The organism is Prochlorococcus sp. G5PB11 (assembly GCF_059772425.1).
Genome location: NZ_CM186287.1, coordinates 1647931 through 1670587 on the forward strand (window position 1 = coordinate 1647931; position 22657 = coordinate 1670587).

The following is a 22657-nucleotide window of genomic DNA, read 5'->3' on the forward strand; positions in this document are numbered from 1 at the left end:
TCAATCTCTGCAATAGCCTCAAAGTCACTCAAAGTGCTCACTTTTGAATTAGATTTGAGATAGCCTCCTTACAATTGATCTAAAATCTTTATTAACATCTTAATACTTTTTTCAAATTTTTCAAGTTTTTGAGTACTTCGTTTCCTTTGTCTAAGATTGCACAATGAGCTCAATGCAGTATTCAGAAAGGTTTTTAAATTTTGTTCAACAGCAGTTGATGAACTATCAAGCTGATCCGGAGCTTGAGCATGTGGTTGTTTATGTAGCAAGATCTGGAGACAGTGGATCCCCAACATTGGAGGTTGTTGGTCAGTGGCCGAAGTCTGAAAAAGTTTTACAGCCAGTAGAAACTGACACTGCCCTTCGAACGCCTTCATCTAATAGGAGATGGTACCCGTTACAAGAAGGTTCGATATTGTTAGGCGTTATTCGTGCTGAGAGAATTGATTCTGTTGAAGAATGGCCCGAGTCTTTAGATCAGCGATTGCAATCTATGTCAATTTTATTGGCTAACGCTCTTGCATCTGAGCTTGAGAGAACAAGGTTATTAGATCAATTAGATGATCAAAAGGAACAGATATCTTTAATGGTTCATCAACTCAGGAATCCATTGGCTGCCCTAGGTACTTATGCAAAACTACTTTTGAGAAAAATAGGACCTGAGAGTGAACATGAGAATCTTGTAAAAGGTCTTATGACTGAGCAAGCGCAAGTTAATAAATACCTCTCTGCGCTTGATCAGCTAAGTCAAGTCAAATTACCTCAAGCTGATGATGGATCAAACAGATTACTTTTGCCTCCGCTCTTGCCAACTGAGACTTTGATAAGTGTAAAAAGCTTGATAGAGCCATTGATAGAGAGAGCAAAGGCAAGAGCAAATCTGCAAGGAAGACAATGGTTTAGTCCTTCAGAGTGGCCAGAGTGGATGGAATCAAGATCAATTTCAGAAGGGATCATTGCCGAAATAGTCGCGAACCTTCTGGAAAATGCATTTCGTTATAGTCCTCCTAAATCATCCATAGGTATTGAAGTAGCTGATGGGGGAATATGCATTTGGGATGAGGGCATCCCTATAATTGAAGAAGAAAGAGAGAAGATTTTTGAGAAAGGTTTTAGGGGTGCAAGTGGTTCGAAAATGTCAGGAAGTGGAATAGGTCTTGCTCTTGCTAGAGATTTGGCTATCCAATTAGGTGGAGATTTGAAATTATTTGTTAATCCGAAGAAATTTAAAAACTCTTTACCTGAATCAGGGAATGCTTTTGTTTTTAATTTGGAACCAAAATGATACTTAATAATAGTAAATTAGTTGTCTCTGTTATAACTAAACTTGCTCCAAATGTGTCTCCACAATGACCTCCTAAATATTTATTTATTAAGCTTGGTATGGATACGGAAGAAATTAAACCCGAAAATATGCAATATATCAATAAAAAAGTATTAGATATGTTTAAGTTAGTTAAAGTTAGAAAAAGCATTATTCCAGTAAAAACTAGAACTAGTGATGGTGTTATTTCTTTAGATAGGCCTTTCCAGTGTTCATGATGCATGGACTTGGATTTTTTATTAGAAATGTATTCATAGTTTTCAATTGCAAAAATTTGTGAGAGTCTTCCCCAAAAGGCAGCTAACGGGAAGGCAAAGGGAGCATAAAATCCAAGTTTGATTATTGCTGCTATTTGAAGGATCAAAATGATAACTAAACTTTGTACACCTATTGCACCTACTCTGCTATCTTTCATTGCCTCAATTCTCTTTGATGGACCTGCTCCAATCCCATCAGCTGTATCCATTAGACCGTCCATATGAAGGCCACCAGTGATGACGATGCTAATTGCAATAGATACCAAGGCGATAGAAGTAATCGGCCAATTCAGGTAATTCAATAAAAGCCAAGAAAGTGATTGTAAAAAGCCAATGAAAACTCCTATTAAGGGGGCAAAACGAGTAATTCTTTTAAAGCTTGGCTTAACTATTGGGCATTGAGGCAAAATTGTGTAAAAAACCCATGCACCTGCAAGGTCACTTAGCCAGTTCTTAAAAATCAGAATTACAACCTCAACTGTTTCTTACGTTCTAAATTAGTTATATAACTAATTTAAGTAATTGATTATTTAGGAATAATTGAAAAAGACCTTCTTTGATTTTCAAATAAAAAGCAGATGTAAAAAGACATTGGCCCGTGTTTGTTCTTTTAAAACTCCAAACGGAATTGTAAATACTCCTAGATTTATGCCAGTAGGGACTTTAGGAACAGTAAAGGGCGTTTCATCTAAGCAGCTAAAGATGACAGGAGCAGAGATGATTCTTGCAAATACTTTTCATCTCCATCTGCAGCCTGGAGAAAAGATTGTTCAAGATGCAGGTGGACTACATAAATTTATGAGTTGGAGCAAGCCAATACTTACTGACTCAGGAGGTTTTCAAGTATTTAGTTTGGCAAAGTTGAATAAAATTGATGATCAAGGGGTTTCGTTTCAAAGTCCCAGAGATGGTAAACATATTTTTTTGACTCCTGAAAAAGCTATTCAAATACAAATGGCTTTAGGCTCTGATGTGGCCATGGCTTTTGATCAATGCCCTCCATACCCTTCTAGTGAATCAGACGTTGAGGAGGCTTGTAAAAGGACTCATCACTGGTTGAAGAGATGTCTCGATGCTCATACCAAAGATGATCAAGCAGTCTTTGGTATAGTTCAAGGTGGGTGTTTCACTCATTTGAGGGAATTGAGTGCGAAAATTGTTTCAGACTTCGATTTGCCGGGAATTGCTATTGGAGGAGTAAGTGTAGGTGAACCAATTAATCAAATACACAGAATTGTACGAGAAACCTGTCCTTTGTTACCTTTTGACCGACCTAGATACTTAATGGGAATCGGAACCTTAAGGGAAATGGCCATAGCAGTAGCTAATGGTGTGGATCTGTTTGATTGTGTGATTCCCACTCGCTTGGGGAGGCATGGGAGCGCATTAGTTGATGGGAATACATTGAATTTAAGAAATTCTCGTTTTAAAGATGATTTCAGACCATTGGATTCATCATGCAATTGTGAAGCTTGTAGTGGATATACAAGGGCATATATTCATCATTTAATTCGCAACAAAGAATTACTTGGTCTTACACTTTTGAGCGTGCACAATCTCACGCATTTGATCCGTTTTACAGGTGCTATGAGGCAAGCAATTATTGATGGTTGTTTTTCAGAGGATTTCGCTCCGTGGCAGAGTGACTCTAAAGCGCGTCATACGTGGTAGCGTGCGTGCTTAATACGTCCATTATTTCTTAGGGATGGCACTGATTAATCTCGACTTACTAGCTGAACTTCCGGTTGCTTACCAGGCTTTTGCACCAACAGTGGATGTACTTCCGCTAATACCTCTTTTCTTCTTTCTGCTTGTTTTTGTTTGGCAAGCGGCAGTTGGCTTTCGTTAACAAAGAAGTTTTTCTTCTGATTTCTTAAAATTTAAGTAATCAATTCAAGGTTCTTAACAAAATAAAACTTTTGCTCGAAGTAAAACATCGGGCAAAAGTTTTTTGAATATTTGATCTAGCTTATTTAAATTCCTTCTCCAAGCTGAATGTCTTCACTTGGCATTGAAACTGCTTTTTCGATTAAATCAGCCAGATGCAGTGCTCTAGAGGCTTGAAGCCCCCCGACGGCTGGTTTCTCTTTACCTCTAACACATTGCAAGAAATGCTCCAGTTCTGCATACAATGGCTCAATTGATGTTGTGCTAACTTCTTCAATAAAACCATCGTTTCTATAAAGTAATTCTCCATGATCAGCTGAGTACCATTCATGGGCCTTTCTGTGTATGTGAATATTGTGGTTTAGGAAATCTGTTTCTATAAGACTTTGTTTGCAATGAGCGCTCAAGCTTCTGATTTTCTTGTGACTCATTTTGCTTGCAGTCAGACTTGCAATCACCCCATTTTGAAATCCGAGTGTCGCGTTAACGTAATCCATTGGTCCATCTTCACTACATCCTCCAACTGCAGCCAGCCTAATCACTTTTGAATTTGCAAGTTCAATAACTAAATCAATATCGTGAATCATTAAGTCCAATACGACTGAAACATCATTTGCTCTTTCGGGATGAGGGCTATGCCTTCTGGCTTCAAGAACTACAACCTCTTCATTGGCAACTACTTTTGTTAATTCTCTAAAAGCTGGATTAAATCTCTCTATGTGGCCAACTTGTAATAACTTTTTTGCTTTGTTTGATGCATTAATCAATGATGACGCTTCTTCTTTATTGGCTGCTATCGGTTTTTCAATTAACACGTGTTTGCCAGAGTTTAGGCATTCTAGACCTACTTCATGGTGAAATAACGTAGGTACAGCAACACATACAGCCTCTACTTTAGGTAATAAGTCCTTGTAATTTTTATACCAATTACAATTAAATTGTTCCATAGCTAGCTTCCCTCTTTCTTCGTCTAAATCTGCAATTCCTACTAACTCAGCATCTTTTAAAAGACTAAGCACTCTCGCATGGTGCCAACCCATATTTCCAATACCAATTACCCCAACTTTTACAGGAATAATATTTTCGTTCATATTGGAAAGTTTTTTCATGCTTACTTTCTAATTAATTATTATTTAGGAAGGATAATTTTTACTTTGTTTATTCTTGGACCTTTCATGGAGATAATTTCAAATACAATTTCATTATGAACGAACGTTTCACCTGAGTTGGGAACTTCTTGGAGCTTTTCTAAGACAAATCCTGCAAGAGTATAATGATCATCTGCTTCTGGTAATTCTAATTTAAGCTCTCTATTTAATTCTATTACTTCTATTTCACCAGAAGTAATCCAGATTTTTTTCAATTCATCAATAGGTTTTAGCTCAGATTCTTTATTATCAAATTGAATTTCATCACCAACGATTTCACCTGTTAAGTCTGCTGATGTTATTAATCCTTCAGTTCCTCCATATTCATCAACTACCAATAGGAGTGGGTTCCCATTTTTTATTAGGGGTAGTAATTCGGCCAAAGTAGAAGTTTCTAAAACACGAATAACTGGTTTTATGTAAGGCTTTAAAGAAGAGTTCGCTTGCATTTCCCCTTTGGCTATTGGATCGGCAAGTTGCCTCAAGTCTAAAACTCCAAGCACATTATCGAGTGAATCATCAATTACTAAGTATCTTGCATGACGAGTTTTATGAACTTCTTCCATCATTTGTGTGAAGGAAACCTCTTTCGGAAGAGTAACCATTCCTGACCTGGGAACCATTACCTCTCTGACTTGGGTGTCTCTTAAAGCAAATACACCTTCAAGTATGTTTCTTTCGTCAGGTTTTAATCCTGTTACGCCCCCAGTTTCAATTAATTTTTCTAATTCTCCTGCAGAGAATGCAGCTGTTGTCAGACTTTCTGACTGAGTATTGAGTCCAAACAATCTAAGAATTAGTAAAGCAATTCCTTCTAGCAAAGAAAGGAATGGAGACATCCATTTTATTGCTGCTTCAATTAAAGGTGATAATTTTAGAGCAGAATTCTCTGGTTGATTAAGAACTAGTGCTTTGGGAACAAGACCTGATATAAGAGTTGCCAAAAGTACAACAGTAATAAAAAGTCCTAGATCTAAAAAATAGTTAATTGAAGCATTATTTCCCCACCATTGAGATGCTAAATTTTTACAGATCCAACCAATTGAAATTAATGAAATAGTTATTCCTAACTCTGCTATTAATAGGGTTCTTCTAAGCCTTTTCTGAAGACGAATTATGGAATTGGATCCTGGTAGTCCATCATCTATCAGTCTTTGAACCTTGGTTGAACGAAGTCGCAAAATAGCAAATTGACCTGCATTAAAAAATGCAGGTATTACGAGCAATATAAAAAGAAGTAATAAACTCATCAATAAATTTCTATGGGGGTGGCGAGGATCGAACTCGCCTAAGGCGAATTATGAGTTCGCTGCATTCACCAGATTGCTACACCCCCAAAAAAGCAGAACAAAAACTTTTTTTGATAATAGTTAATTTGTTTGCCTAAAGTAAATATATATCTAATCCCACCAAGATGTTTAATAATTAAACTTGCATATAAAGATATGACCCCATTGAATCCTTCATTAGATGGCGAAAGAGAAACTCTTTTAACGTTATTGGCTCAAAAAGCTTATAGGTTTGGAGATTTTTCTTTGGCATCCGGGAAAAAAAGTTCTCATTATGTCAATTGCAAGCCGGTCTCTCTCTCTGGTCTAGGTCTCTTGTCGATAAGTTCACTATTCCTCAAACAAATAAATCCAGGTGATAGTGGCGTAGCTGGATTGACGTTGGGCGCGGACCCTCTTGTTAGTGGCGTTGTGATGTTGGCAGCCCAATCAGGTATTGAGTTAAGCGGTTTAATAGTAAGGAAAGAAGCCAAAGGACATGGGACTGGAGCATGGCTTGAAGGCCCTTTGCCTCCAAAGGGTTCTCTGATTACTGTCCTAGAGGATGTTGTGACTACTGGTGGTTCCTCTTTAAAAGCTGTTAAACAACTTAGAAATCAAGGTTATTTTGTTAAGCAAGTATTAGCAATAGTCGATAGAGAAGAAGGTGGTGCAGATGCCATGGCAAAAGCTGATTTAGATTTAAATAGTCTTTTCTTTTTAAAAGAGATTGTTGGAAGAGCTAAAAGCTTGTAATGACAGAAACTAAATCATTGATTTGGGACGAGAAATTCCCTGCATTACTTCTAAAAGGGGAGGGTGCTTTTGCTTTTCTGCATGGTCAAACGACTGCAGATGTTTTTGCAAAGAAAGAATTAGACCAAATATTCATGAGTTGTTGGCTATCAACTAAAGGATCTTTAAAAGCTGTATTGGAAATTCGACTTTCAAATAATATGGCTGAGATACTTATTATTAGTGGTGAAGTTAATTCAATAAGAGATGGATTTGAGTCAGTTATATTTCCAGCCGATAAAGTGAAGTTAGAAGTTATAGATCCAATCAGAAGAAGACAAGAAATAAATCATAATAAATCATGGAAGGAATCAAATTTTAGATGGATTGATGATAGTGACTTAATTCTAGGAGAAATAACTAACTCTACAAAAGCTACTAAAGAAGAATTGGAAAATTGGAAAATAAGACAAGGAATACCTAGCTTTGATAGAGAGATCAATGGAGAAACAAATCCTTATGAATTAGGATTAGCAGATACTATAAATCTTGATAAAGGCTGCTATCTAGGTCAAGAGGCAATGGCAAGAGTGTTTAGGTCTAAATTTCTAAAATATCAACTACGTTATTGGGAAGCTTATGGAGAATCTAATGAGTTTGATATTGGTAAAAAGTTTTTTAGCACTAATAAAGATGAAGGATTAAAGAAAAATATAGGAGTTGTTACTTCTTCAGTTAGGGTTGATGATAACTTCTTTAATGGACTTGCTTTAATCAAAAATAATTTTATTGATAAGGATGTTTGTTTTTCTGAAAATGGTGAATCTATAACGATACAAAAAACAATCTCTTTTACTAATCCTTTTTGATCTATTTCGATATTCTCAATCATGATCTATTAACCACTTTGCAATCATTAAAGTAGCAATGCAATCATCACGATTATATTTAAATATTGAATTTAGATTTTTAGAGTAATTATTATGTTGTTTACGCGATTTTTTCCATTGTCTCCACCATAAAAGAGCTCTAGCTCCATCAGTATTGGATTGCTCCCATTTGAATCCTATTAGTTCTGCGATTGATTTAAGCCCATAGTTTCTTACAGGAAGGCACCAGAATTTTCTAACTAATAAATGTATATCAATAAATCTTTTTTTTAATACTTCAATTTCTTGAGGACTTGCGCCTTGACTTAAAGCAAGCTTTAGCAAAGCTATTTGTTCTGTTTCACCATAATGAATAATGGGATAGTCTTTATTAAGACTTAACTTTTTATTTATTCTTTTCCAGAGAAAACTTTCAGTGTTTTTTTCAAGATTAAGTAATGGTGAATATTTAGTTTTTTCTAAGTTGATTTCGTTGTTAATTTTTTTTGGCAATCGAATAAATCCATGCAAAAAGTCATGTTTAATATCTGGGTCAGACTCTATATCATAAATATATAAACCTTTTGCTTCCTTTAAATTACTGAGTGTTATTTCAGGATTTAGTTTGATTGCCTTGTTTCTTATTTTAGATTGCGATTGTAAAATAATTTGTTTCGAAATATCACCATGCTGCGTGCCAAATCTTTCAAGCTTTTCCTTTAGTTGATAATGCTTAACTCTTGCTAAATCCTCTATATTTTTGATACCAATTTTGTTTAATAATAGTTCTCTTTTTGCTCCAATTCCGCTAACTTCACTAAGACTTCCTTCTTTGCTTGATATTGCATCACAATCTTTTCTCCAAGAGCATATTGTACATTTTTTTCTATTAGAAGTTATTGGTGGAGGAGTTTTTGATTCGATATCTTTCTCTAGATTTAATAATGAATCGATTAATTCTTTATTCATATTTTCACTTAATCTTATCTTATCGACCTTAACAATGTTATGTTCTTTGTGTAAGATTAATCCTTTTTTCACTTCAAATTTTTGTAAATTATTTATTAATAAGCCTTGCATTGCAAATATTAATCTATGCTCTCGCGTGATTTTTTTACCTTGCCTAGCTAAAACAGGTTGGTAAGAAAAATTACCCCAAATACTTTCTCCTGATGTCTTCTTTAGAATCGGTAAGTTTCCTTTGATAATTCTATTTTTAATAAACGGATATCTAAGTCTGACTCCATAGGCGATATTTTTCCCCTCTTTGCAAGCTTGAATTCCTATCCCATGACTTTTTTGTGAGAGATTATGAAAGCAGTCGATTTGATGATTTAATTGAAGTGTGCTGTGAGCGGTCCACAACTTTTTTTGTCTATCACCATAAATTTCAAGCCACGCTTTTCTTCTGCATCGAATCCAATTCCTTAAAAGGTGATCATTAATTGGTTTGGATTTATTACATTTCATACTTAGAGATTAATCTGAATTTCTTTAAGAACAAAGTTTGCCAACATAAAGATGAAAAAGAAAAAGTTGAATCTCGCTCAAGAGGACATTTCTTTCGGAACAGATGGATGGAGGGGAATATTAGGCGTTGATTTTACTTTGGAAAGATTACTTAAAGTTTCAGCAGCAGCAGCTCAAGAGCTTGCTTATGTGAAAGAGAAAAAAAATAATAAAATAATAATTGGTTATGATCGACGTTTTCTCGCAGAGGAGCTAGCTGAGGCGGTTGCATCTGCAGTTAGAGGAGTAAATTTAGTACCTTTGTTGTCTTGTTCTGCGCTGCCAACGCCCTCTTGTAGTTGGGGAATAGTTGAAGAAAATGCACTTGGTGCACTTGTAATTACAGCAAGTCATAACCCATGCGAATGGTTGGGTTTGAAAATAAAAGGTCCTTTTGGAGGCTCAGTTGATAGCTCTTTCACCGACTCCGTTCAAAAAAGATTAGATGCTGGAGGGATATCAATTCCAATTGAACAAGCAACAGAGAGAGTTGATTTTCGAAAACAACATCTATTGGGGATTAGTCAGAAATTTGACATGCCTTTGATTGCTAATGGCTTGAGAAAATTGGGTGTGAAAATATTTGTTGATCCAATGCACGGATCTGCTGCGGGCTGCATGTCTGAATTATTTGGATCTGATGGTGATGAACTTATTTATGAATTGAGAACAAACAGAGATCCTTGTTTTGGCGGGAATCCACCAGAGCCTATGAAAGCTTATTTATCTGAATTAATAAAAGAAGTTAAGGACTCGTTCAGAGAGGGTAAGTTGTCCATGGGTATAGTTTTTGATGGAGATGGAGATCGAATTGCGGCGATAGATGAAAAAGGTAGATATTGCAATACACAGTTGTTAATGCCTGTTCTGATAGATCATCTAGCAAGATTCAAAAATATGCCAGGTTGTGTCGTTAAAACTGTAAGTGGCTCTGACTTGATGCGATTTGTTGCGGAGGATTTGGGTAGAGAAGTGCTCGAGAAGCCAGTTGGATTTAAATATATTGCTGAAGAAATGCTTTCGAGAGAAGTTCTTATTGGTGGAGAGGAGTCAGGGGGGGTTGGATTTGGGCATCATTTGCCAGAACGTGATGCTTTGTTTACTGCTTTGCTTTTGATGGAGTCAATGGTGGCTGATAGTAAATGCTTGGGTGAGAAAATAGATTCTCTTCATGCTCGTTTTGGCGAGAGTCATTTTGAACGTATTGATTTAACTCTCAAAGATATGGAAATGAGAAGGAACTTGGAAAATTTTTTGAAACAGAAAACTCCATCTTCAATAGGTCATAAATCAGTTTTAGAGGTTATTTCAACTGATGGAATAAAACTTGTACTTGGTAAAAGTCATTGGCTTATGTTTCGCTTCTCTGGAACAGAGCCTCTTTTAAGAATTTATTGTGAAGCTCCATCCAGCACAGAAGTGACTTCAACTTTGTATTATGCTAAGCAACTTTTAGACAATAGTTTTGGATAAGCTCCCTCTAGTAATTGCAAGTGGAAATCAAGGTAAAATCGCAGAATTTAAAAAACTTTTGGACGATTTTCCATTTAGTTTAATGATTCAACCTGTTGGATTTGAAATTGAGGAAACAGGAAGTACATTTATGGAAAATGCAAGAATCAAGGCGATTGCTGTTAGTCAGGCAACAGGTAATTTGTCTCTTGCTGACGACTCTGGTTTAAGTGTTGAGTCTCTTGGAGGGGCTCCAGGTATTTATTCTTCTAGGTACGCAAATTCAGATGAGGAAAGAATTCAAAAACTATTAGCAGAGCTAAAACCTTTTAAAAATAGAAAAGCTAAATTTGAATGTGCATTATGTATAGCTAGTGGGGGTAAAGCGCTGATAGAGGTCTCAGGCTTTTGCGAAGGTTTAATAACTCTGTCCCCGAAAGGGAAAAATGGTTTTGGATATGATCCGATTTTTGAAGTTTCTGGATTAGGTGAGACTTATGCGGAAATGGATCACGAAAAAAAGAAGCACATTGGTCATAGGGGGAATGCATTCAAATTGCTCATACCAGAATTGAAAAAGCTATTAAATTGAATAAAAAAGTAGATTTAGTGCTGTCAAAAATCTTTTTCTTACTAGTTTTCAACCCAGCTTCCGTGTAATCCATGGGGAATTGAAATAGGAACCTCAAGAATAGCTTTTTCAGTAAGATCTTTAGAATCAAGAATTATTAAATCAGTTCCAGATCTGATGCTATTCCAAACCAATAAAATTACCCATCCATTGTCTTCTTCTGATTTTGATTCTTTAGAAGGAATAAATATTGGCTCACTTACAAAACCCCTTGGAGCAGCACTCCAACTAATTTCTTTATTGTCTATTAAATCAATTTTTTTTATAGCTTGGAGTGGCCCATTACCTTCCTTTTGCTCGGCTGTTGCCATCCAACCAAAGCGTGCCTTTCGTCCTTCAAAATTAGGATTGACCATTGCAAATTCACAACATTGATTGCTTATGGTTGAACAGGTAAATGTGTTGTCTATTGGATTGATTTCACTTCTTTTCAAAATTCCTTCTGGTAAAAGATCAAAATCAATTTCTCTAAAATTATCCTCGGGTCCAATGCTAGGAAAATCATCATAAAAAATACTTTCAATATTGATTTTTTCATTGTCTTCCCACGCATTTAGATGATGAAAAACAAAACCCTTAGGGGCATTAACAGATTTTGGAGGTTGACCAGCAAATTTGCCAGAGTCCCTTGGAATTAGTAAAAATTTTGGGGTTCCATCGGGTTTGGAGGCTAGACATTGTGCGGCTCCTTTTTGTCCAAGTAGGAATGGGAGAGGATTAAAACTAATAGCATTTTGCAGGAATATTGCCCAGTTTGGAGTTATGGCAAAATCATGCAAGAACGCAAATCCATTAAAAGAATCTTTTCTATCACTTAAAAGAGAGCCAATATTTTCTCCCTCTGTGGAAAATTCCATCAATCTAATTGTGCTTTTAGGACCTGTAGATACCCCAAAAGTGACCATTCTTTGACTTTTATGATGGCCAGGGTCAAATCGAGGATGAGCACTAAATGCCTCACCTTTTTTTAAAACTCCATTTAAATCAGATATTCCATTGGTCTCAAGTGTATTTGGATTAAGTGAATATGGACTGGAGGCTTCCCATAAAGCTAGTAAATTATCTCCAAGTTTTACTACGTGAGTATTAGCAATATTTTTTAGCCTTACATCAAAAGCATTTGCAAATACTCCGCCTTCTTTTTGAGTTCCAAATACACCTCGGTATAGAAATTTCTGGGATTTTTCTTCTTCTGTCCATTCCTTTGTACGAATAAAACGATTCGTCAGGCTTATTTTCCCATTTTCGACTTTGAAGGCAGCAATCATGCCATCTCCATCAAATGGATGATGGACCCATCTCCCGCCTCTTTCTAATCTGCCTGGCCCATTTCGATAAAAGGTACCAGAAATTTGCGCAGGAATAGATCCTTTTACCAGTTTGAGTTCAGCCTGATCTAATTCTTTGTCAACATTGCAATATGCACTTGACCAATCTTCTTTGTTGAAGCTTGTTTGCTGTGCTGATGATTCTCTTTTTAAATAACTAACTGCCATTATTTTGCTTGGATTGAAACTTAATTTTCGCTTAAACTTCTTACTTTTGCGAGCTAAAGGTCAAAATGATTTATTAAAATGGGGTTTCTATTGACCAGCCTGTTCAAGAACTCCTTTACTGCTTGGAATTTGACTTGATCTTCTCGGGTCAATTTCAGTAGCCATCCGAAGAGCTCTTGCAAAAGATTTAAAAGTAGCCTCAATTATGTGGTGAGTATTATTTCCCGCGAGTTGTTTGATGTGGAGAGTTAAGCCACCATTGCTTACAACAGCACCGAAAAATTCTTTAACCAACTCAGTATCGTAAGTGCCGACTTTTTGAGAAGGAATATCTAAATTAAAACTTAAATGTGGCCGACCGGAACAATCAACCACAACCTGAATAAGAGCTTCATCAAGTGGAGCTAAAAAATGACCAAAGCGCTTTATTCCAACTCGATCACCTAATGCTTTTGACAAAGCTTGTCCAATAGCAATCCCCACATCTTCATTGCTGTGATGATCGTCTATGTGAGTATCTCCATTAGCTCTTACTTCAATATCAAATAATCCATGACTAGATAATTGTTGGATCATATGGTCTAGAAAACCAATCCCGGTATTTGCACTGCATTTTCCAGAACCATCAAGATCAATCTTCACAAAAACGTCAGTTTCCTTAGTCTTTCTACTAATCTCTCCTGCTCTAGTTTTTTTCATATTTGATTAGCAATTTGAGTTGGCTTGGAATTACATTCCATTTATGCAATAACCTGCGTCAACATAAACAGTTTGTCCTGATATACCACTCGAAAGATCGCTAAGCAAGAAAGCAGCGGTGTTACCTACCTCGATTTGAGTAACGGTTCTTCTGAGGGGAGCTTTTTCTTCGACGTTATGAATCATGTCCAGAATTCCTCCTATAGCTGAACTCGCTAAAGTTCTTATTGGCCCAGCACTGATAGCATTTACTCGAACCTGATTTTCAGGACCAAGCTCTTCAGAAAGATATCTAACGGATGCCTCCAAAGCTGCTTTGGCAACTCCCATTACGTTGTAATTGGGAATCGCTCTTTCTGCTCCTAAATACGTCAAAGTGACTACGCCTGCACCTTTACTGAAGAGAGGTTTTGCATATTTACATAGTGGGGCGAGTGAGTAAGCGCTAATTTCTAGGGCTCTGGAGAATCCCTCTGAAGAAGTCGCACTGTAATTACCTACTAATTCTTCTTTCCCTGCAAACGCTAGACAATGAACTAGTCCATCAATCTGTCCCCATTGATTTTTAATGGCTTCAAAAACTTCCTCAATTTGAGAAGAGTTTTGCACATTAAGTGGCAAAAACAGGCTTGGATTTAAAGGAGACGTAAGTTCTTTTACTTTTGCCTCAAATCTACCTTTTTCATCGGGCAAGTATGTAATTCCTAGTTCAGCTCCAGCTGCTTTTAACTGTTGTGCAATGCCCCAGGCAATTGATCTGTTGTTTGCTATTCCGGTAACAAGGATTTTTTTGCCACTAAGATCGAGAAGCATCTTTCGGACTAATTTGGTTAGTATTACTAATTGTCCCCTATTTAGGGCTAAGACTCATAGTTAAATGAATATATAGTTAAAAGTTCTGTAATCCTTTCACCCCAAAAGTATAAGAATCATGGTTCGAACAGCTTCAACAATGCTTCCATTAGGAACTCAGTTGCCTGCTTTTGAGTTAGATGTGGTTTCAGGCGTGAACCTTGCTCCGGATGATTCTTTAAAAGGTCTTACTCATATCAGTAGTTTTGAATTAACAAAAAGACCATTGTTTTTGATGGTCATATGCGCTCATTGTCCATTTGTTAAACATGTAGAAAGTGGAATCACAAATTTATTCAATTCTTTTGGTGATGACGTTCAATTTTTGGCTATTTCTAGCAATAGCGTGAAAACACACCCGCAAGACGCGCCAGAATTCCTTGCTTCTCAAGCTAATCAACTGGGATGGAAGTTCCCATATTTATTCGATTCTGATCAAAAATTAGCAAAGGCGCTTAAAGCCGCATGTACGCCTGATTTTTATATTTTTTGGCCTTCTTCAGATGGAGGCTCAACATTGAGATACAGGGGACAAATGGATGAAAGTCGTCCAGGCAATGAAATACCTGTTTCTGGTGATGATATTCGTCTAGCACTCAGATCATTACTAAAGGGAGAAGATATTTCATCTCATCAAAAACCTTCTATTGGTTGCAACATTAAATGGCATCCTGGTATGGAGCCTGAGTGGTTTGGATGAATTAATGAGCTTCTTTTTGATTGTTCATTCTTGCAACTTAATTTAAATAGTTATGCAAATACCTCCTTTTAGCCTTGAAGCTCAAATTTTTGAAATTGGAGAAGAGATTGAAGAAGCTATAATAAAGGTTTTTCGAAGCGGAACTTATATCGGAGGATTAGAGGTAACTTCCTTCGAAAAAGCTTTTGCCTTAGCTACAGAAACTTCTTACTCAGTTAGTTGTAATAGTGGAACTGATGCATTGATTCTTGCTTTAAGGTCATTAAATATTGGACAAGGTGATGAGGTTATTACCTCATCATTTAGTTTTTTTGCTACTGCAGAAGCAATTACAAGTGTTGGAGCTAGACCGGTTTTTGTAGATATTGATCCTGAAAATTATCTTATGGATCTGGATTTAATAGAAGAAGCAATAACTCCAAAAACAAAAGCTATTTTGCCTGTGCATTTGTTTGGTCATCCTATAGATATGGATAAAATAATTGAAATTGCTGAACGAAATAATCTAAAGGTTATAGAAGATTGTGCGCAAGCAGCTGGTGCTCATTGGCGAGGTAAACCCGTAGGAAGTTATGGGGATGTGGGTTGTTTTAGTTTTTTCCCTACTAAAAACTTAGGTGCAGCAGGAGATGGAGGAGCTATAACTACTGATGATTATGATTTGGCAAAAATAATTAGGGAATTAGCTATTCATGGGATGCCAAAGAGATATTTTCATACAAGAATTGGATACAATAGTAGACTTGACTCATTACAAGCTGCAATCTTAAATGTTAAGTTAGCTCGATTAAATAAATGGATTGAGCAAAGAAAAGCAATAGCAATTAATTATATAAATACCTTATCAACTATAGATTCAATTAAATTACCATCTTATACTTTTAACAATAATTCTAGTCATTCTTGGAATCAATTTGCAATAAGAATAATGGACAAATCTTTTGTTGAAAATACTAAATTTACTTCCAAGGATGTTCTCTCTAATCTTAGTAGAGATCTATTTAAAACTGAACTTCAAAGGCTTGGAGTAAATACAATAATTTATTACCCAATACCCATACATCTCCAGCCTGCATATCAAGAGTTAGGGTATAAGGAAGGTTCTCTTCCTGTCACTGAAAAAGTATGTAGTGAGGTGATTAGTTTACCTATTTTTCCCGAGTTGAAATCTATTGAGCAATCATATGTAATTGATAAAATCAAGGAAATTTATAAAAAATAATTTACTTAATACTCGAATATAATTCTTTGAAGATTGATGTTTGTTTTTTATGGTTTATTATAGGTTTTGGATAGCCATTTCTCTCCGCAGAAATTATTTCACCTGAAAGTAAATTAGGTGTCGAAATGTGTGATAACTCCGGAATCCATTTTCGGATATAATGACCATTTTCGTCGAATTTCGAAGCTTGTCTAAATGGATTAAATATTCTCATAGGTTTTGGATCCATTCCACTGCTAGCACTCCATTGCCAACCTCCATTATTTGATGCCAAGTCACCATCAACTAAGCTTTTCATAAAGAAAAGTTCTCCCCATCTCCAATCAATTAAAAGATCTTTTACTAGAAAAGAAGCAACAATCATCCTGCAACGATTATGCATCCATCCAGAATGCTTAAGTTGTCTCATTGCAGCATCAATAATTGGGATACCAGTTAATCCATTCCTCCAAGTTTCAAACCAATCAGAGTTATTTTGCCATGGAAAATTTAACCATTTTTCTCTGTATGGACCTTTCTCAAGCTCTGGGAAATTAATAAGAGCATTTTGATAAAACTCTCTCCAAGCAAGTTCCTTTATCCATGTATCAATAGAATTTATTTGATATTGATTTATCGCTAGATTTTTTGATTTTTGAGCCCCATTCCATACTGCCCTGCAACTTATTGTCCCTAGACTTAAAGCAGCACTTAGATTAGAAGTTGATTCCAATGATGGAATATCTCTTGCTTCATTATATGAATTTATAATTCCTGAATTTATGAAAAAGTTTAATTGCTTTATTGATTCAGACTCGCCTGGTTTACAAGGACAAAGATTAGTATCCTTGAATCTATTTAAAGAGAGTAAATCATCAATAGGCTTACTTTCTTTTGTTATGCAATAGTTTAAATCTGAGTTTTTAATTAGTGTCAATTCTTTATCATCTAGACCTCGAATTTTCTCAGATGTTCTTGAGATATCTATTGAATATTCATTAGTTATATTTGTCTGATTGATTATATCAATCCATTTACGATAAAAAGGCCCATATACTTTATAAGGTTCTTGATTGTTTGTTTTAATATTAATTGGATTAACAATTAATTGATCTAAAAATGTATATACTTTTCTTTTATCTTTTTTTAGCTGCTCTGTGATTATTTTGTCTCTATTGATTTCATAGGGCTCAATATTTTCGTTCCAGTAAACACATTCAGCTTTTATTAAATTAGCTAATTTAGAAATTAATTTAATAGGATCTCCTTTCAATATTAATAAACGGCTTCCTCTCTTTAGCCAATTTTTTTGAAGCTCTAAAAGACTTTCGCCCAAAAACCAATTTTTAGCCTCAGATGTAGTTCTATTTAGATTTAAAAGATTAGGGTCTAAAATATATAATCCTATGAGATTTTTTGAATTTATAGTTGCTTCAAATAGACCTATATTGTCTTCAATTCTTAAATCTCTTCTATGCCAAAATATTGATCGAAACTTTGTCATTTTTTATTCAAGATTTGACATGCTCTGAACCATGCAGTAATAGTTTTACCATCCAGTGATTCTTCCCCACTTGCAATAATTTCATTTAACTTTTCGGGTGCAATTTTTAATACTTCAATATCTTCATCTGCATCGCCCTCAGGCTTCTGTTTAAGTTTAGTTAAATCTCTTGCAAGAAAGAGATGAATTGTTTCATCTGAATATCCTGGACATGGAAGCATTTCTCCAAGATTGTCCCATCTTTTGGCAGAGTAACCACTTTCTTCTTGAACTTCTCTTTTAATTGATTCAAGAGGACTTTCACCAGCTTCTAATGTCCCAGCTGGAAATTCAAGAATTCTTCTCGAACAAGCAAATCTATATTGACGAAGAATAACGACTTCTCCAGAATCTGTTATGGGTACTGCCAAAGCTGCTCCTGGATGACGAATGACTCCGAATTCGCCCTCCATTGAATTAGGTAAAAGAAATTTATTAATTTCAAAACGAATTTTTTTTGCATCAAGACAAGCTTTTGTCTCAATAATTTCTGATGGTTCAGGTCCTGGAATAGACATGCATTTTTTTTATTAGTAATAGGATGACTGATTTTTTGAAAAAAGGTTGGTGATTTTTGTTACGAGTTTTATTCAGGCCAAATATTTTTGGAATGTATTCTTGTCGGTTTCCCTTGAGCTTTTGATAAAACTTCTGTAAGGGGAATTAACACAAAGTTTCTTTCACTTAATCTTGGATGAGGCAAAATAAGAGTTCTGCTATCTACCTGCAGTTCTCCCCAAGAAATGAAGTCAATATCTAAAGATCTTGGCCCCCATAAAGATTCTGTGTTCTCTCTTTTTCTGCCTGCGACTTTTTCTAATTCTAAAAATTTCTTCATTAGATAAATAGCTGCTTCTTCGTTTGGCTTAACTGTGGCGAATCCTTTCCCTTCTACAACTAGTACAGTATTAATAAATTTAGGTTGGTTAATTTGAACCCCGAGAGGTTCAGTCTCAAACAGCGGCGCCCATTGGAAAGATAAAGACTTATCAATATTTTGAGAGTGATTTTCTGGATAATTTAAATCAATATTCCACTCAAGTATGCTTTTTTCTATTTGGGGCCTTATGGCAACGATTGTATTTATGGGATCTCCAAGAATGCCAGGGATATTCGCGCCTATTGAGATGACGAGTTTCAATTCTGGTTTTTGTTTTGCATAAGTCATGCGAATATTAAAAGACTTTTAAAAATTTGCTTGATTTATCCAACCCTATGGTTTCCAGCGGATTGAAAAACAACAATTTGTCTTCGGCTAAAAAAGACATAGCTGTCATGGATAGAGCTAATCGTTCTTTCCCTTTGGCTGCAATTACAGGTCATGGAACTTTAAAGCTTGCTTTGATGCTTGCGGCTGTGGATCCCGGGTTGGGAGGTGTGATCATTGCAGGTGGTCGTGGCACTGGTAAATCGGTTTTAGCAAGAGGGTTGCACGCACTTCTACCACCTATTGAAATAATTGATTTAGAAAAATTAATCAATATGAAAGGTGATGATGATTCATTTATTTATCCAGCGGGTAGAAATTTAGATCCTTCTTTTTCAGGGGAGTGGGATGATTTGACTAAAAAGCTATTTACGAAAAATATTGGAAATCTTGAAAATACTAATGACTTAGAAAATCTCCCTAAAAAAGTTGTGCCTGCTCCTTTTATTCAGGTTCCCTTGGGAGTAACCGAAGATAGGCTTGTTGGTGCTGTGGATGTTGCTGCTTCGTTATCAAGTGGAGCACCAGTATTTCAGCCGGGTCTGCTAGCTGAAGCTCACAGAGGAGTTTTGTACATAGATGAATTGAATTTATTGGATGATGGCATTGTTAATCTTCTTCTAGCTTCGGTTGGGGCAGGAGAAAATAAAGTTGAACGAGAAGGATTGAGTCTAAGTCACCCATGTCGTCCTCTATTGATTGCTACTTATAATCCTGAAGAAGGGGCATTGCGGGACCATCTTTTGGACAGATTTGCAATTGTGCTGTCTGCAGATCAATTAATTACAAATGAACAAAGAGTTGAAATAACCCAGTCTGCTATTTCTCATGGGCAGTCGAGCGAAGCTTTTTCTAAGAAATGGGCTGAAGATACAGAATCTCTATCAACGCAATTACTTTTGGCAAGGCAATGGCTTCCAGATGTTCAAATCAGTGAGGATCAAATTGAATACTTAGTTGTTGAGGCTATTCGTGGAGGCGTAGAAGGTCATAGGTCAGAGCTGTATGCAGTGAGAGTTGCAAAGGCTCATGCTGCTTTATGCGGGAGAGATTCAGTCGACGCAGAAGATCTGAAGGCGGCAGTAAGACTCGTAATTGCTCCGAGGGCAATGCAAATGCCCTCAGAAGAGGAAATGGAGCCCCCAGCGCCAGAAGATCAGACGCCGCCGCCTCCTCCAGAAGATTCGGAAGACAATAATGATCAAGAAGAAGATCAAGAAGAAGATCAGGAGGAGGAGCAAGATGAAGAGTCTTCCCCTCCCATTCCTGAAGAATTTATGCTTGACCCAGAAGCATGTGCTGTTGATCCTGATTTGTTGCTTTTTTCATCAGCTAAATCAAAGAGTGGAAATAGCGGAAGTCGGTCAGCTGTTTTAAGTGATAACCGAGGAAGATATGTAAAACCAATTCTTCCAAGAGGTCCTGTTAGAAGGATTGCAGTAGATGCAACTTTAAGAGCTGCAGCTCCTTATCAAAAAGCTAGAAGAGAAAGAGAACCTAATAGAAAAGTTATTGTTGAGGAGGGTGATTTGCGTGCAAAATTACTCCAGCGCAAGGCAGGTGCATTAGTTATTTTCTTGGTTGATGCAAGTGGTTCAATGGCTCTAAATAGAATGCAAAGTGCCAAGGGAGCTGTTATTCGTCTGCTAACTGAAGCTTATGAAAATAGAGATGAGGTTTCACTCATTCCTTTCAGAGGAGATCAAGCAGAAGTTTTGCTTCCTCCTACAAGATCAATCACTGCTGCAAAAAGAAGACTTGAGGCAATGCCATGTGGGGGAGGGTCTCCACTTGCGCATGGGTTGACTCAAGCTGCACGAGTAGGAGCAAATGCTTTAGCAACAGGAGACCTCGGCCAGGTCGTCGTCGTAGCAATAACTGATGGACGAGGGAATGTTCCATTAAGTACTTCATTAGGACAACCTATTCTTGAGGGAGAAGAACCTCCTGACTTGAAGCAAGAAGTTCTTGATGTTGCTTCTCGCTATCGTGCACTTGGCATTAAGTTGCTTGTGATTGATACAGAAAGAAAGTTTATTGCAAGCGGTATGGGAAAAGATTTGGCTGAGGCATCTGGTGGCAAATATGTACAATTACCCAAGGCAAGTGATAAAGCAATTGCTTCAATTGCAATGGATGCAATTAATAGCGTCACCTGAAACTCGTTTTTTTAAGGATATATATCATCAAATAATTTACCCAAACCTATAGTCACCCTTTTTAAAGCATCTAAGAGTTCTTTATCTTCCATAATATTTCCCATGTCTGAACTCATTTGATCAATTTTCTTTGTTAGTGAAGTAGATGTTGCGGCAAGCTCCTGAATATCTTTAAGGGTCTTTGGATTGTCGAGACTTTCAAGAATATTATTTAAATGAATAGAAGCTTTTGTTAATTCAGAAATGATAGGTTTTGCTCTTAGAAGTTCTAATTTCGATAATAAAACAAGTTCATCCAGGTTGGCTTGAGTTCTATCAAATTGTTGAATAGATTCTGATATTTTATTGACGATTGATTGTCTATCTGCTTCATCAATTATTCCATTTATACCCTCCGTCAAACTAGATATGCTTGTCATTTCTACACCTTTAATCTTATCTCCAGAACATAAAATTCTTTTGTTTGGACATTCGTTTTTGACTGTAATTATTTCTTTTCTATTTAATGACTTGCCCATTGCAACTAATGATAATTGAGCATCTCCGCCAAGCATTGAGCTTGTAACTATTTTAGCTATTACAGGTTTTGGTAAAATCAGATTATCATTGTTTAATTTAATTTTAGTATCAACAGTATTTGGGGTGAAATTTATCTCTTGGACAGAACCAACAATGATTCCCCGATAAGTAACTGGAGACATCTTGGCAAGACCAGTTGCATCTTTAAAGCTCGCAGATATTTCCCATGTTTTAGAGCCTAAACGAAAATCTCTTAACCAAAGCATTGCTCCTGAAAAGATAACCAATCCACCTAATAGTGAAAATCCAACAAATGCATCTCGTAAACTTCTACGCATAAATTTAAAAGTCCTCAGGTTGCATTGGTCCTTGAAGATTACCTGTGCGAAATTGTTTTACATAGGAGTTTTCACTTTGTTTAAATTGATCTATAGATCCATCCCATTTAAACTTTCCATCGTAAAGCAAAATAACTCTATTGGCCGTTCTTTCAATTGTACTTGAAACGTGACTAACTACGATTGAACAGCCATCAGCAGCATCAGTTGTTTTAATAATTAGATCCTCAATTCGAGTACAAGCTATTGGATCTAAACCAGCCGTTGGTTCGTCATATAGTAGAAGTGGAATTGAGCCTTTCCCTTTTTTCGATTCACTAATTAAGGCACGGGCAAAACTTACTCTTTTTTGCATTCCTCCACTAAGTTGATTGGGAAATTTTTCTGCGACATCATATAAGCCTACTTTCTGTAAACAATTTATGACTTTTTGGTTAATAATCTCTTTGGAAAAAATTTGTTGTTTTTCAAGCAAAAACCCCACATTCTCCCTAACAGTTAAAGATGCTAATAACGCTGGGTTTTGGAAAACTAATCTCACATCGGGGGGTGTATTTTGATCTAGCCTTAAATATTGTTGTTCAATTCCGGATATTTGAAGACTTCCTCTGGAAGGTAAGAGTAATCCAGCTAATAAACGAAGTATTGTTGATTTGCCTGAGCCGGATGGACCAACAATTGCCAGCCTCTCACCAGCACTCATGGCAAGATTAACCTCATTGAGAACTTTCTTTGATCCCAGCTCCACACTGAGATTTTTCATCAACATTACTTGAGTGTTTTTTTGCACACTCTCTCCTAATGTTTGTTTACGTATCTCATTTTGTATGAGATACGTAAATTGTGAAGCTTAATTAGAGTTT

At 36.3% G+C, this 22657-nt stretch carries 22 protein-coding genes and 1 tRNA gene; 10 read left to right on the plus strand and 13 right to left on the minus strand.

The features are described from left to right. Positions 1–163 precede the first annotated feature (163 nt). Positions 164–1285 (plus strand): sensor histidine kinase, encoded by a 1122-nt coding sequence (locus tag AC6EI0_RS09520; protein ID WP_498522297.1) that lies wholly within the window; start codon positions 164–166, stop codon positions 1283–1285. On the opposite strand, the gene AC6EI0_RS09525 is transcribed toward AC6EI0_RS09520, so the two are convergent. Beyond that, positions 1266–1988, minus strand: a complete 723-nt coding sequence (locus AC6EI0_RS09525; RefSeq protein ID WP_498522298.1) for an adenosylcobinamide-GDP ribazoletransferase — start codon at positions 1986–1988, stop codon at positions 1266–1268. The two genes, AC6EI0_RS09520 and AC6EI0_RS09525, sit on opposite strands and share 20 nt — an antisense overlap. Before the next feature lie 133 nt (positions 1989–2121). Between AC6EI0_RS09525 and tgt the strand changes: the two genes are divergently transcribed. Next, a complete protein-coding gene (gene tgt / locus AC6EI0_RS09530; protein WP_498522299.1) occupies positions 2122–3252 on the plus strand; it encodes a tRNA guanosine(34) transglycosylase Tgt in 1131 nt (376 codons plus the stop codon). Positions 3253–3286: 34 nt separating this feature from the next. After that, positions 3287–3430, plus strand: coding sequence for a photosystem II reaction center protein K (locus tag AC6EI0_RS09535; protein ID WP_269604438.1), 144 nt, complete (start codon positions 3287–3289; stop codon positions 3428–3430). Positions 3431–3554: 124 nt separating this feature from the next. Here the strand turns inward: AC6EI0_RS09535 and AC6EI0_RS09540 are convergent, their stop codons facing one another. The 3 genes from AC6EI0_RS09540 to AC6EI0_RS09550 all read right to left on the minus strand — a co-directional run bounded on the left by AC6EI0_RS09540 (position 3555) and on the right by AC6EI0_RS09550 (position 5952). Further along, the gene (locus AC6EI0_RS09540; protein ID WP_498522300.1) at positions 3555–4577 is read right to left on the minus strand and encodes a Gfo/Idh/MocA family oxidoreductase; all 1023 of its coding nucleotides are present in this window, start codon (positions 4575–4577) and stop codon (positions 3555–3557) included. A 20-nt stretch (positions 4578–4597) separates the two neighbouring features. Then, positions 4598–5866, minus strand: a complete 1269-nt coding sequence (locus AC6EI0_RS09545) for a hemolysin family protein (protein WP_498522301.1) — start codon at positions 5864–5866, stop codon at positions 4598–4600. 13 nt (positions 5867–5879) lie between these two features. Then, a tRNA-Ile gene (locus AC6EI0_RS09550) sits at positions 5880–5952 on the minus strand. Positions 5953–6061: 109 nt separating this feature from the next. Here AC6EI0_RS09550 and pyrE point away from each other — a divergent pair. After that, complete coding sequence (pyrE, locus tag AC6EI0_RS09555; protein WP_498523535.1) at positions 6062–6640, plus strand: orotate phosphoribosyltransferase; 579 nt, start codon at positions 6062–6064, stop codon at positions 6638–6640. Next, on the plus strand, positions 6640–7488 hold the full coding sequence (gene ygfZ / locus AC6EI0_RS09560; RefSeq protein ID WP_498522302.1) for a CAF17-like 4Fe-4S cluster assembly/insertion protein YgfZ: 849 nt from the start codon (positions 6640–6642) through the stop codon (positions 7486–7488). Before pyrE ends, ygfZ begins: the two co-directional genes overlap by 1 nt. Positions 7489–7503: 15 nt before the next feature. Here the strand turns inward: ygfZ and AC6EI0_RS09565 are convergent, their stop codons facing one another. Beyond that, on the minus strand, positions 7504–8958 hold the full coding sequence (locus tag AC6EI0_RS09565; RefSeq protein ID WP_498522303.1) for a TM0106 family RecB-like putative nuclease: 1455 nt from the start codon (positions 8956–8958) through the stop codon (positions 7504–7506). Positions 8959–9009: 51 nt separating this feature from the next. On the opposite strand from AC6EI0_RS09565, the gene AC6EI0_RS09570 reads away from it, so the two are divergent. Both AC6EI0_RS09570 and rdgB read left to right on the plus strand, forming a co-directional pair. Further along, positions 9010–10470 carry a phosphoglucomutase/phosphomannomutase family protein gene (locus AC6EI0_RS09570; RefSeq protein WP_498522304.1) on the plus strand — a complete coding sequence of 487 codons (1461 nt, stop codon included), beginning with the start codon at positions 9010–9012 and terminating at the stop codon, positions 10468–10470. After that, a complete protein-coding gene (rdgB, locus tag AC6EI0_RS09575) occupies positions 10463–11041 on the plus strand; it encodes an RdgB/HAM1 family non-canonical purine NTP pyrophosphatase (protein ID WP_498522305.1) in 579 nt (192 codons plus the stop codon). The genes AC6EI0_RS09570 and rdgB overlap by 8 nt, the downstream gene beginning before the upstream one ends. A gap of 41 nt (positions 11042–11082) precedes the next feature. Here the strand turns inward: rdgB and AC6EI0_RS09580 are convergent, their stop codons facing one another. From AC6EI0_RS09580 to fabI, 3 genes are all read right to left on the minus strand, one after another. Next, positions 11083–12576: a carotenoid oxygenase family protein gene (locus AC6EI0_RS09580; protein WP_498522306.1), complete on the minus strand. Its 1494-nt coding sequence runs from the start codon at positions 12574–12576 to the stop codon at positions 11083–11085. Between the two features lie 87 nt (positions 12577–12663). After that, positions 12664–13275 carry an imidazoleglycerol-phosphate dehydratase HisB gene (hisB, locus tag AC6EI0_RS09585; protein WP_498522307.1) on the minus strand — a complete coding sequence of 204 codons (612 nt, stop codon included), beginning with the start codon at positions 13273–13275 and terminating at the stop codon, positions 12664–12666. A gap of 30 nt (positions 13276–13305) precedes the next feature. Next, a complete protein-coding gene (gene fabI, locus AC6EI0_RS09590; RefSeq protein ID WP_498522308.1) occupies positions 13306–14088 on the minus strand; it encodes an enoyl-ACP reductase FabI in 783 nt (260 codons plus the stop codon). 118 nt (positions 14089–14206) lie between these two features. Here fabI and AC6EI0_RS09595 point away from each other — a divergent pair, with 118 nt between their 5' ends. After that, positions 14207–14827 (plus strand): thioredoxin family protein, encoded by a 621-nt coding sequence (locus AC6EI0_RS09595; RefSeq protein ID WP_498522309.1) that lies wholly within the window; start codon positions 14207–14209, stop codon positions 14825–14827. Positions 14828–14879: 52 nt separating this feature from the next. Then, positions 14880–16049: a DegT/DnrJ/EryC1/StrS family aminotransferase gene (locus AC6EI0_RS09600; protein WP_498522310.1), complete on the plus strand. Its 1170-nt coding sequence runs from the start codon at positions 14880–14882 to the stop codon at positions 16047–16049. Position 16050: 1 nt separating this feature from the next. Here the strand turns inward: AC6EI0_RS09600 and AC6EI0_RS09605 are convergent, their stop codons facing one another. The 3 genes from AC6EI0_RS09605 to folK form a co-directional block, all read right to left on the minus strand. Continuing rightward, positions 16051–17532 carry a cryptochrome/photolyase family protein gene (locus AC6EI0_RS09605; protein ID WP_498522311.1) on the minus strand — a complete coding sequence of 494 codons (1482 nt, stop codon included), beginning with the start codon at positions 17530–17532 and terminating at the stop codon, positions 16051–16053. Beyond that, positions 17529–18089 carry an NUDIX hydrolase gene (locus tag AC6EI0_RS09610; RefSeq protein WP_498522312.1) on the minus strand — a complete coding sequence of 187 codons (561 nt, stop codon included), beginning with the start codon at positions 18087–18089 and terminating at the stop codon, positions 17529–17531. The genes AC6EI0_RS09605 and AC6EI0_RS09610 overlap by 4 nt, the downstream gene beginning before the upstream one ends. 68 nt (positions 18090–18157) lie before the next feature. Continuing rightward, complete coding sequence (gene folK / locus AC6EI0_RS09615) at positions 18158–18739, minus strand: 2-amino-4-hydroxy-6-hydroxymethyldihydropteridine diphosphokinase (protein WP_498522313.1); 582 nt, start codon at positions 18737–18739, stop codon at positions 18158–18160. A 47-nt stretch (positions 18740–18786) separates the two neighbouring features. Here folK and bchD point away from each other — a divergent pair, with 47 nt between their 5' ends. Further along, positions 18787–20937 carry a magnesium chelatase ATPase subunit D gene (bchD, locus tag AC6EI0_RS09620; protein WP_498522314.1) on the plus strand — a complete coding sequence of 717 codons (2151 nt, stop codon included), beginning with the start codon at positions 18787–18789 and terminating at the stop codon, positions 20935–20937. 11 nt (positions 20938–20948) lie between these two features. Here bchD and AC6EI0_RS09625 read toward each other — a convergent pair whose 3' ends face one another. Together AC6EI0_RS09625 and AC6EI0_RS09630 are read right to left on the minus strand one after the other, a co-directional pair. Further along, positions 20949–21794, minus strand: a complete 846-nt coding sequence (locus AC6EI0_RS09625; protein ID WP_498522315.1) for an MlaD family protein — start codon at positions 21792–21794, stop codon at positions 20949–20951. A gap of 4 nt (positions 21795–21798) precedes the next feature. After that, entirely contained in the window at positions 21799–22584 is a 786-nt protein-coding gene (locus tag AC6EI0_RS09630) for an ABC transporter ATP-binding protein (RefSeq protein ID WP_498522316.1), read from the minus strand. Positions 22585–22657: the final 73 nt, after the last annotated feature.

Coding starts and splice junctions, on each gene's coding strand:
- AC6EI0_RS09520 (WP_498522297.1), top strand. CDS start 164: ATGAGCTCAATGCAGTATTCAGAAAGGTTTTTAAATTTTGTTCAACAG.
- AC6EI0_RS09535 (WP_269604438.1), top strand. CDS start 3,287: ATGGCACTGATTAATCTCGACTTACTAGCTGAACTTCCGGTTGCTTAC.
- AC6EI0_RS09540 (WP_498522300.1), bottom strand. CDS start 4,577: ATGAAAAAACTTTCCAATATGAACGAAAATATTATTCCTGTAAAAGTT.
- AC6EI0_RS09545 (WP_498522301.1), bottom strand. CDS start 5,866: ATGAGTTTATTACTTCTTTTTATATTGCTCGTAATACCTGCATTTTTT.
- pyrE (WP_498523535.1), top strand. CDS start 6,062: ATGACCCCATTGAATCCTTCATTAGATGGCGAAAGAGAAACTCTTTTA.
- ygfZ (WP_498522302.1), top strand. CDS start 6,640: ATGACAGAAACTAAATCATTGATTTGGGACGAGAAATTCCCTGCATTA.
- AC6EI0_RS09565 (WP_498522303.1), bottom strand. CDS start 8,958: ATGAAATGTAATAAATCCAAACCAATTAATGATCACCTTTTAAGGAAT.
- AC6EI0_RS09570 (WP_498522304.1), top strand. CDS start 9,010: ATGAAAAAGAAAAAGTTGAATCTCGCTCAAGAGGACATTTCTTTCGGA.
- AC6EI0_RS09580 (WP_498522306.1), bottom strand. CDS start 12,576: ATGGCAGTTAGTTATTTAAAAAGAGAATCATCAGCACAGCAAACAAGC.
- hisB (WP_498522307.1), bottom strand. CDS start 13,275: ATGAAAAAAACTAGAGCAGGAGAGATTAGTAGAAAGACTAAGGAAACT.
- fabI (WP_498522308.1), bottom strand. CDS start 14,088: ATGCTTCTCGATCTTAGTGGCAAAAAAATCCTTGTTACCGGAATAGCA.
- AC6EI0_RS09595 (WP_498522309.1), top strand. CDS start 14,207: ATGGTTCGAACAGCTTCAACAATGCTTCCATTAGGAACTCAGTTGCCT.
- AC6EI0_RS09600 (WP_498522310.1), top strand. CDS start 14,880: ATGCAAATACCTCCTTTTAGCCTTGAAGCTCAAATTTTTGAAATTGGA.
- AC6EI0_RS09605 (WP_498522311.1), bottom strand. CDS start 17,532: ATGACAAAGTTTCGATCAATATTTTGGCATAGAAGAGATTTAAGAATT.
- AC6EI0_RS09610 (WP_498522312.1), bottom strand. CDS start 18,089: ATGTCTATTCCAGGACCTGAACCATCAGAAATTATTGAGACAAAAGCT.
- folK (WP_498522313.1), bottom strand. CDS start 18,739: ATGACTTATGCAAAACAAAAACCAGAATTGAAACTCGTCATCTCAATA.
- bchD (WP_498522314.1), top strand. CDS start 18,787: ATGGTTTCCAGCGGATTGAAAAACAACAATTTGTCTTCGGCTAAAAAA.
- AC6EI0_RS09625 (WP_498522315.1), bottom strand. CDS start 21,794: ATGCGTAGAAGTTTACGAGATGCATTTGTTGGATTTTCACTATTAGGT.